General features: G+C 62.9%; 8 protein-coding genes. 2 read left to right on the forward strand and 6 right to left on the reverse strand.

The window, feature by feature from the left end; all coding sequences use genetic code 11:
* Window positions 1-21: 21 nt before the first annotated feature.
* On the reverse strand, window positions 22-3876 hold the full coding sequence (locus tag MKL09_RS14390; protein ID WP_244021057.1) for a phage tail tape measure protein: 3855 nt from the start codon (window positions 3874-3876) through the stop codon (window positions 22-24).
* 541 nt (window positions 3877-4417) lie between these two features.
* Here MKL09_RS14390 and MKL09_RS14395 point away from each other — a divergent pair.
* Window positions 4418-5050 carry a recombinase family protein gene (locus MKL09_RS14395; RefSeq protein WP_244021058.1) on the forward strand — a complete coding sequence of 211 codons (633 nt, stop codon included), beginning with the start codon at window positions 4418-4420 and terminating at the stop codon, window positions 5048-5050.
* Between the two features lie 432 nt (window positions 5051-5482).
* On the opposite strand, the gene MKL09_RS14400 is transcribed toward MKL09_RS14395, so the two are convergent.
* The 5 genes from MKL09_RS14400 to MKL09_RS14420 all read right to left on the reverse strand — a co-directional run bounded on the left by MKL09_RS14400 (window position 5483) and on the right by MKL09_RS14420 (window position 8274).
* Window positions 5483-6652: a phage late control D family protein gene (locus MKL09_RS14400; RefSeq protein WP_244021060.1), complete on the reverse strand. Its 1170-nt coding sequence runs from the start codon at window positions 6650-6652 to the stop codon at window positions 5483-5485.
* 2 nt (window positions 6653-6654) lie between these two features.
* A complete protein-coding gene (locus tag MKL09_RS14405; protein WP_244021062.1) occupies window positions 6655-7131 on the reverse strand; it encodes a hypothetical protein in 477 nt (158 codons plus the stop codon).
* Entirely contained in the window at window positions 7128-7526 is a 399-nt protein-coding gene (locus MKL09_RS14410; protein ID WP_244021063.1) for a hypothetical protein, read from the reverse strand. The genes MKL09_RS14405 and MKL09_RS14410 overlap by 4 nt, the downstream gene beginning before the upstream one ends.
* The gene (locus tag MKL09_RS14415; RefSeq protein ID WP_244021064.1) at window positions 7523-7720 is read right to left on the reverse strand and encodes a hypothetical protein; all 198 of its coding nucleotides are present in this window, start codon (window positions 7718-7720) and stop codon (window positions 7523-7525) included. The genes MKL09_RS14410 and MKL09_RS14415 overlap by 4 nt, the downstream gene beginning before the upstream one ends.
* 377 nt (window positions 7721-8097) lie before the next feature.
* A complete protein-coding gene (locus MKL09_RS14420; protein WP_244021065.1) occupies window positions 8098-8274 on the reverse strand; it encodes a hypothetical protein in 177 nt (58 codons plus the stop codon).
* Between the two features lie 144 nt (window positions 8275-8418).
* On the opposite strand from MKL09_RS14420, the gene MKL09_RS14425 reads away from it, so the two are divergent.
* Complete coding sequence (locus MKL09_RS14425) at window positions 8419-9141, forward strand: hypothetical protein (protein WP_244021066.1); 723 nt, start codon at window positions 8419-8421, stop codon at window positions 9139-9141.
* Window positions 9142-9257 lie beyond the last annotated feature (116 nt).

Consider the following 9257-nt stretch of genomic DNA (forward strand, 5'->3'; position numbering starts at 1 on the left):
CATGGTAGGTATGTGTCCTGATCAGGTCCAGGCTGGATTGAAGTCGTGGCCTCGTCGGTTCATCGCATCCTGGACATGACGCTGCACCTCATCGGCGACGGCCTTGGGGTCCTGGGCGCCGTTGATGTGGTTCGTCACGGTCACGGTATGACCACCGCCACCCTGTCCTGCGCCACCACCACCTGACGCGCCAGCACTCTGTCTGATCGGAACGTTCTGGCCGAGACCGCCGCCACCTCTGGTAGGGGTCACGTCGATCTCGCCGAGACCCTGAGGCTTCCCGCCAGCGCCGACGCCAGCACCACCCTGGCCGAGACCCGGAGGAGGAGCTGAAGCCGCCTGCGCCGCAGCTCTGGCGCGCGCCATCGGGTTGCGAGCGCCGCCGAGGGGCTGACCGTCCGACCCTAGGATCGCGTGGTAGTTCGAACCATTCTTCTCGCCGAAGCCCTGGCCGAACATGTACGGCTTGGAATGCACGCCGCGCGAGCCCTTGTACTGCTCCGCCACGTTCATGCCAATGATCTTGCCGGCCTCGTCCCGGATGTAGGATTGGAACACCCCGGCGTGATCGGTGCCAGCGCCCATCGTCCCGGTGCCGCCGCCGGCATAGCGTGACGACTGCGATCCGTTGCGGTTGAGGAAGGTGGCGACAGGGGTTCCCGGCTTCAGGTTTCCGGCTTCTGCGCCTTCGCCCTTGCGCCAGTCCAAAACCGACCCTGATGCGCCGACCGCCGCCTTGGCGAGGCTCACGCATTGCTCATTCACAACCTGACCGGAACGGCGCAGTTGCTGCATTTGGGCGAGAACCTGACCGGACGTGCCACCGACACCTGAGCCGACGACGCCATCAACCGTTGAGCCGCCGGCCGGGGCATCCTGAGCGCCACCCTGAGCCATAGCACCACGCGCACGGGCCATCGCACCCGGATTGTGCTTTAGCCCCTCCCACGCACCGAGACCCTGATTGCGTGCGATCCACCGCGCCATGCGGTCCTGCATGGCTTGGTCGAAGATCGCGTTCCCTGGGATGTTCATCGCCTTTTGAGCCGCCCGCATCGTCCGGCCGACGATCTGGTAGCGGCCGAGGGCCGACGATGTTCCGTGCCGCGCCTTAACCTGACGGCCGAACGCGAATGCCTCGTCGAGCGACATGGCGGAGACCGGCTTGGAGGGCGTGCCGTACTTCCCGTTTCCGAGCACGGCGTCGTATCCGGCCCGGCCGCTCTCGGTGCCCGCAATCGCGTCGAGCATCTGAGCGGATGCCGCAGAGTTGGCAGGGTTGCTTGAGGCCGAACCGCCACCGCCAATGATTCCATTGCGGCGCATCCCGGTATCGCCAAGCGGACCGCCCGATGATCCGCCACCGCCGTTGCCGACCGCGCCAGACATGACGGACGCCGCCGCCGACCGTGCCGTGTCGTGGATCGAGTCGGTGATCGCCCCGCCGGCCGTTTTCTTAGCGGCGTCGCCGAGCTGCTTCGCCTTGTCGAGCTGGAGGGCTTCCTGTTGGAGGCGAAGTTGCTCCTGTAAGATTTCAGTCTGGCGCTTCTGCTCGGCCGCTACCTTGTCGGCCGCGCTCTGCTCCGCGGGCTTTGCCTTGGTCGGGGGATCGACCCAACCACCGGTCGTCGCCTGCTTGTGCTTCTCCAGCTTCAGCGCGTAGGCACCGAGGCGGCCAGTCAGTTTGTCTTGGTCGGGTTTTGAGAGGCCGGCGGTCGGGGTGAATGCGCCGATCCCGAGAAGTCGTCCGAACCGTGCCAGCCATCCTTCAGCGGCCACAGCACCGGGGGCGGTCGGCAACTTGGGCGCTCCGGCGGCGGCACCGACGATCCCGGCGGCCTGCATCAGCTTCCACGTCGAAAGCATCACGGTAGCGAACCCGGCCACCGCCGTGGTCAGCCCGGCCAGGACGGTGACTGCGGGTGCCGCAACTAGGAGGGCGGCCGAGAACCCGAGGATGCGGGAGGTCCACCGGCCCAGCTCGGCGGGGGAGGCGTTCTGTCCGGCGAACATCTTCACGAACGAGACGACGGCGTTGCCTACGTCGCGTAGGCCCTGGCCGAAACCGCGCATGAATTCGCCGATCCCGATGGCGTTTAGCTTGAACGAGCCAGGATCGCCGAACATCTGCCGGAGCAGCCCGGCCATGGTTCCGTCGCGCGAACCCAAGCCCTGCATCAGGCCCCGAAGGCCCATCTTGAAGGCGTCGTCAAAGCTCTTGAACGCGGTCGGGGTCTTGAGCGCGTAGTCCCGCAGATCCGCCCAGAACGGCTTCAGGACCAAGCCGAGCCCATCCTTGAGGTCGGTGACGGTGGCGGTGATCTGATCCACGATGAAATCGAACGAGCCGGAGCGGACCGCCATACCGGAGTCGATGGCCTTGCCCGCATCCTTCGATCGGACGCTCTTGCGCATGTCGCGGAACCGGTGCCCCACGGCCATCGCCGCGTGCATCGATCCGAACTCTTTGCCCCACACCTCCTCAGACAGCTCCAGCCTCTCGCGCGGGTCGTGAACCTGAGCGAGACCTTCGTACAAGCGCTCCATCGTGTCGGCAGCGTTGGCGGAGAACGCCGCCTTGATCTCAGCCCAGCTTCTGAACCCAAGCTTCTTCGGCAGCGACAGGAAGTTTTGGTCCTTTTGCGTCTTGTGCTTCTTTCGGCGGATATCCACCGCGCGGGTCGGGAGCGATGCAAGGCGCTCCGTCGTGGAACTCAGAGCCCGAGCGGCGGACTCGCCTTCCGCACCCGATGACGTAGCCGCCCCGCCGTATGCCAAAATGTCCTCAACAGAGAACCCGGCCGCCGCGCCTGCAGAGAGGCCCCTGCGGACGAAAGCGTTGAGGCCCTGGCGGGATGCCGCCGTCGTCGCCGCAAGATGTTGCTGGATGTTGAAAAGCTCTTTGACCTTGTCGGCAGTCACCTTGCCGAAGGCGCTTAGGGCGGTGATCCCGTAGCCGCTCGACTCCATGACTTCGGAGGGCGCCATATCGTTGAGCCGGGCGTACTTCGACCCGAATTCGGTAACAACGTCTACCAGCTCGTTTTCAACGCCGGCCTGGATAGCCTCGGCACGGGCTGCAAGATACTCGCTGGTTTTCACGCCGAGGGACCGGGCAATCGGCATGACACGTTGGCGCAACGAAGCGCCGTCTTGATCAGCGTCCTTAGGATTTATCCCGCCCAAGCGAATGTTTTTATTGATGGCGCTGTCGATCGAGATACCGGAGCGGGTGAGGCTGTCGATCCCGCGCTTGGCGCCGTAGCCAACAACACCGGCAGCGGCGCCACCCATGGTCACGGCATGCCCAGCGCCGGCACGAACCTGTCCTGCACCGCGAGCTACACCGGCAGCGGCTTGGTGTTGGGCGCGCGTAAGGGCTTTGGCCTCGGCCTGGGCTTCCCTGTTGTATCGATCGCGCATGCGGGCGGTCGCTGCGATCTCGCGCCGGGTCTCGCGTTCGGCCTCGGCCTCGGCCTGGGAGCGCTGGCGGGCGATGCGGGCCGAGAACGCCAACTGTTCTTTCAGGGCGCGCTCTGTCTCGCGCTGCTCCTCCCGCACGGCGGCGGAAGCGGCGGACTCCTCGGAGCGCTTTTGGGAAGACATACGACGCTCAAACGCGAACCTTCGCTTCAGGTCGGCGAAGCGCTGGCGTTCCAGATCGACTCCGGTCCGGCCGGAATCGATATCGTCGGCGCTGAGCTGCCCCTTGGCCCGACCAATGGCGGTGAACGGATTGGCGAAGGCTTTGATCTCGCGGCCGATCTTCAGAATTTCGGCTCCCAGCAGTTCGAACTCGCGGCGTAGCGCTTTGGCCTGCTCCAGGTCGGTGACGTTGACGTCAACGCCAACCTCCAAATTCATGCGGTCAGTCATTGCTTCATCTTGTGGCTTTGGCACGCGGCGGCATTCGCCCTCGGTATCGGCGCGTCATGCGGTGCTGTTGTTTCGGGATTTGTTGGTGAGGTCCGGTAAATCCGAACAAAAAACTTGATACCTGCTAGATCGATTTCAAAACCGACCAAAGTTTATTTTCGATGGCGGTGTTGGAGAGTAAATTGAAACGGAATTTTATATGCAGTATATTGGTGTCAGCACACTCCACCCCCTATCTCTCACAAAAAAGATGGGGGGGGTCGATTATTCTGGCGCGTTACTTGTCGACGCGCTGAGCCTGCTCTGGCCGTGGCCGTGGGCGAACACCGAACGAACACCATGTACATGGAGGTTGCTTGCCGAAGTGCTCAGCCCGACCATGCTGTGAGGCTACCAGTCCTAATTAGGATCTGTGTCTCGTCCGCTGAGGTATGCCTGTGCGGACTCGGTGGGAGTGTACGGATTCCCTGTCCGTTAGGGTTGCATGTGGTCAACGTACATGCCTATGTGCGTACACCACCTCAACGGACGGATCGAGCCCATGTCCACCATCCTGTACGCCCGAGTGTCCACCGCTGAGCAGACCCTGGCGCACCAGCAGACCCAAGCCGAGGCCGCTGGCTTCGTGTTCGATGCAGTCGTGGCCGACCATGGCGAGAGCGGTCGCAAGCCGCTGCGCGAGCGTCCCGAGGGTCGCAGGTTGTACGACATGCTGCGCACTGGGGACGTGCTGGTCGTGCGCTGGATCAATCGCTTGGGGCGGTCCTATGAGGATGTGACCGGCGTCATGCGGGAACTCATGCAGCGCGGGGTCATCGTGCGAACCATCATCTCGAACATGACGTTCGACGGCGCCACGAAGGATCCGATGCAGCGGGCGATCCGGGATGCACTGATCGCCTTCATGGCGGCGGCCGGTGAAGCTGAGTTGGAGGCGACTCGGGAAGCCCAGCGAGCCGGGATCGACCATGCCAGAGCGCAGGCTGAGCAGACCGCCTATCGCGGCAGAAAGCCCAGCTACACGCGCGACCAGCTCACGGTGATCTCTGGCATGCTCGGCCAGGGTGCCGGTGTGGCTGCCGTGGCGAAAGAGACGGGATTAACCCGGCAGACGATCTACCGCGTGCAGGCCGATCCGGTCGAAGCGGAAGCCGCCTTGGCCCGGTGGGCTTGATCGAGGTCCAGGGCAGGACCATGTAAGCTCAGAGAGGGGTGCCGACTGGTAACCCCTCTAAGGAACCCAGCCGACACCAAGCCTCAGTCCTCGCGGATTGGGGCTATTATTTTGTCCAAATCTTGGTGTGGAAAATAAATAAATCGTCTTTTACGTCGGGAGAGAGCGCTTTGGCTGATTTATCGCTATCTCGCCACCATCCCCGTCGCATGCTCGTCTGCCGTGTTATCCGGCAATCGACATGATCGAGGTTGGCCCGTGAAGCTCGCCGTTGCTTCCTCGGTATGGTTGGAAGGGTGTGTTTCGCTCTATCCCTTCCAGAGGCATCAGGGATGGATCGGCGGCCCCCGACAGGCTCACGGCGCGAAATGCAATCCGAAGATCAGCCCGACCATCACCAGCTCTGGCACGTAAGCGACGCGTTGAGGATGGTCATGGCGCGGGAGCCGCAGGGTTGGCGTTGCCGTGGTCTACCGACTGCGGGAGTACGTCACCGACCACCTGACCCGGCGCCGGAGCAAGCGCGGCGGATGGGTTGCCCTCATACAGGCTTGCGAAATTAGCCTCACCCTGGCCCGGCGCCTTCGTGCTGATACTGGTGGTCAGACCGGTGTCGTGGGAGAACGAGTGCCGGACGATATCGGTAACGTATGATCCGTCGATGCCGTCGCGTGTCCCCGTGACCAGGATGCGGTTGCCGTCTCGGACCCACGGGTCGCCCCGGGCTAGTGTGAACAAGCCTTCGCCGAGCGTGCGGTCCATGGCGGCCTGCTGCGCCTGGGCGGCCTTCTCGGCGGCCTCTTTGGTCGGGAAGAGCTGGGTGATCGTGAACGGAGTCGATTGCTCCTTACCGTTCTCGTCGCGGACGATCTTATCGGACACAGAGGACTGCGCCTCGACGCTCTTTTCCGTGTGGGTTGTCGGGTCCTTGTAGCGCGCCACCGTCTTGGAATATTCGCCACGGTTCACGTGCTTGACCCGGCAGTTGGCGATGTGCTCAGGCCGCAGGACAACGAGGGGCATTTCCTCGCCCGAGGCTGTCATCCCTGAGTCGCGCTTGCCGAACGTGAGCTGACCGCCAGAGATTTTCAGAACCCCGCCGTACAGTTTCTCGAATTCCTGAAACACATGCATCGGCGAGTTGGTGGCGTTGAGGTACGGGATCTTCAGCCCCGACAGTTCGGAGTCCACGGTGGCGCTCAGGCCAAGTTTGCCGGCATAGTCTTTGATAATCTCGCCGAGCGTCTTGCCCTCAAAATTACGGGTGGTCTGAGATTTGATCGGACCGACGAAGCCGAGACTATTGCCATGGATCAAGATTTGCTTCGGGGGATACGAGAATACAACCTCGTCCACCTCAAAGGTTCCCATAAATGCAGTGCCTACCTCTTGGTAGCCGAGCAAAACTTGGATCGCATCGCCGACGTTGGGGCGTGAGATCAGCCAATCACGGTCGTCCACAACGATCGTGCAAGTATCCTGGGCGCCGTCACCAGAACACAGTTCCACGTCAATGCTGACGGCGCGGTTCTGAAAATTCGCGGTGATGTTCTCGCCGCCCTTTCTCACCTCGAAGACTGGAGTATAAGCGCCTGAAGGCATGACTAATCGTCCAGTTCCGCAACGCCATCGTCCCCGGCCGCATAAATCTCGGCGGCGGTGGGCTTCCTGCGGGGCTTCTGCAGGATGACGGGCTCAGACTTCGGGGTGATCACAGCGCGCGTGTCGGCAACGGGATCGGCGGCCGGGGCGGCGTGTGTGATAATGGCGGCCTGAAGCGCCTGAAGTACATCCTGGTCAACGGGCGAGCCGGCCGGCAGCTTCGCCAAAGCGCGGACGACGCGTTCAGCCATATCGAGGGTTACAAGACCATCCCGACAGACCGGGCACTCACAGCGAGCGGCGACCAGGGCGGCTTCCTGCGCAGCGACGGCGGCACGGTCGGCAGCGGCCAGCTCGGCGTAATACGCGGCGCGGATCGCTCGGGCTTCGGCGCGGGCGTCAGCGTCATAATCGTTCCGGTCGGCCTTGGTGCGGCGCTCTTTCCAGCCACGCTGCATGCCGGGGGCAAATTGTGTCATCGGTCGAGATCCATCTTGAAGCCCGCGTCGCGCATCAGCTCACGGCCTAGGTTTTCGTCAGCGGCGAAGATCCGCATGCCCTCTGTCAGAGACTGGCGCGGACCAGGGAGAAAGGGATTGTGAGCGGGTGGTTGGCCTACCCTGCCAGGAGCGACGGACTGACCGCCGAACAACTCAGGGTTCGACTTCATCGTGACGGCCAGGAATTCGTCGAGGTCCGCGTTCGGGTGACCGGCCTTGGCGCTGATCACGTCCACCGCGATATGTTCAAGGGTGTCGGGATCGAACCGCAGACGCGGGGCGATGGCGGCTTCGGCGGCGTCGAGGTCTCGGGCACCGCGGGCGGCAAGCTCGGCCCGGAGCAACTTGCGGGCGAGTGTTTCGAGGGCGGTCACGGGGTGGAGTCCTTGGTAGCGGATTGGACGTAAAGTCGGTTGAGATATTCGAGGATGATCGAGCGGGTGAGCTGTGAGGCCGCCAGTCCTTTGACTTTGCTGATCGCCTTCAGGTCTTCGTATTGCTCGGCCGGGATCAGCAACCGGACTTCGACGGGCCGGGCCTGCGGATGAACGCGCATGCGGGAGGTCATCGGGCGGGACCCCGCAGAACGTTGTGCGGCTTGACTAAGGTGGCGGCGAGCTGTGATCGAACGTGCGCGGCGAGGGGAAGGTTGTGATCCTTGGCCTGGGCGCGCAACGCCTCAATCATCGCGGCGGGGAGCCGGATGTTCATCGGGAGCATGGCGGGTAATACCTGGGTTTAATACGCCGAAAAATCCGTCATCTTGCGATGGCAGGTGCGGCAGGACGAAGAGTATCGACTGTAGCGTGCTTATACCACGAATTGGCAGTAATGTCAACCCCGATGCCTGGATGTACGGATAAGGTCGCTACTTCTACAGCAAGTCGAGACCCCATAAGGCTGCAAAACAGGGTCTCAGAGGCTCAAAATAAATCGAACGAAAAATCAGGACTTCGGCAACACGTCGGGTACTCCCGGCAACTCGTATCGGGAGTCCAGGTTCTGGCCGATCATTTCGATCAGGTAGCGCACCCGGATCGGGTCGGAGCCGTCCAGCGCTTCCGCCAACAGGTCGGTCAGGAGGTCGTCGGCATGGTCGGGAAGGTTGTTGTGCAGGTTCATGTTCATCAGGTTGAGGTGAGTCGACATTCGAGTCAAGATGACACAGTGGGTGTATTGAGTTTCGATGAATCTAAATTGGATCGGATCGATTGTTATTAGTCGCGGGTACTTGTCGCCAGCGCCAAACCGGACCACCTGTCAAAAATGGACACCGCAACCGCACAACTCGACATTGACCGCTTCAGGAAAGTTCTCGCCCGTGCCCGCAGTACGCTGCACGGCGGCGGGGGCGACCCGGAGCGCGACACGGCAAGGCGCATGGCTGAGCAGATGGCGCGAGCGGCCGGGCTCTCTTTCGAGGCTGCGGCCCGAATGGCGGACGGCGCGTCAACATTTGACGGCACAACGGATTTCAGGGGGAAATGGGCCAAGTGGCAGGCCGACAAGCGTGCCAGGGACGCCGAAGCTGCGCGCCACCGTTTCGAGGAGACGGCGAACGAACGCCTGTTGCGGGAGGCGACGGCGCCGTTCGATATCATGGGCCGCGGCGCCGATCCGCATATGATCGGACGAAAAGCCTTGAAGGCGATCAAGGATGCCCTGCCGTGGCCGGGGAACGTTGCAGCGGCGGTGCGCGAAGTTCAGGCGTGGGACGCGCTAGAGGAGAGGCGGCGTGTCTGCTGGGACAAGTACCGCGTGGGCGACGCGGTCATGCTACGGCGCGGGCTGGTGCTGAAACACGCGCTCAGCAGCCGAGCAACGTCGGTTAAAGACGCCCTGGCGCGGGCGCGGTGGATCATGGACCACGGCGCGTACAGCTGTCTCGAAGACATAGACCGCGAGATCGGCCGGGATACGGTCTTCGCCGACTTCGAGCGCATGGGCGAACGCATCGGCGTTCTTAGACCCCGTTTCATAACGGGCTAAACAGTTTATCGGTTGGGTGAGCGGCGAGCATGGCGGGCGTTGGGAGAGTGTCTGACGCTCACCCAGGAACCTTGATGTGGACGCCCGCCGCCCGCGCGGAGCTCGCGCGCGAGAGC

Source organism: Methylobacterium sp. J-048 (assembly GCF_022829515.1).
In the GTDB taxonomy this organism is placed as follows: Bacteria; Pseudomonadota; Alphaproteobacteria; order Rhizobiales; family Beijerinckiaceae; genus Methylobacterium.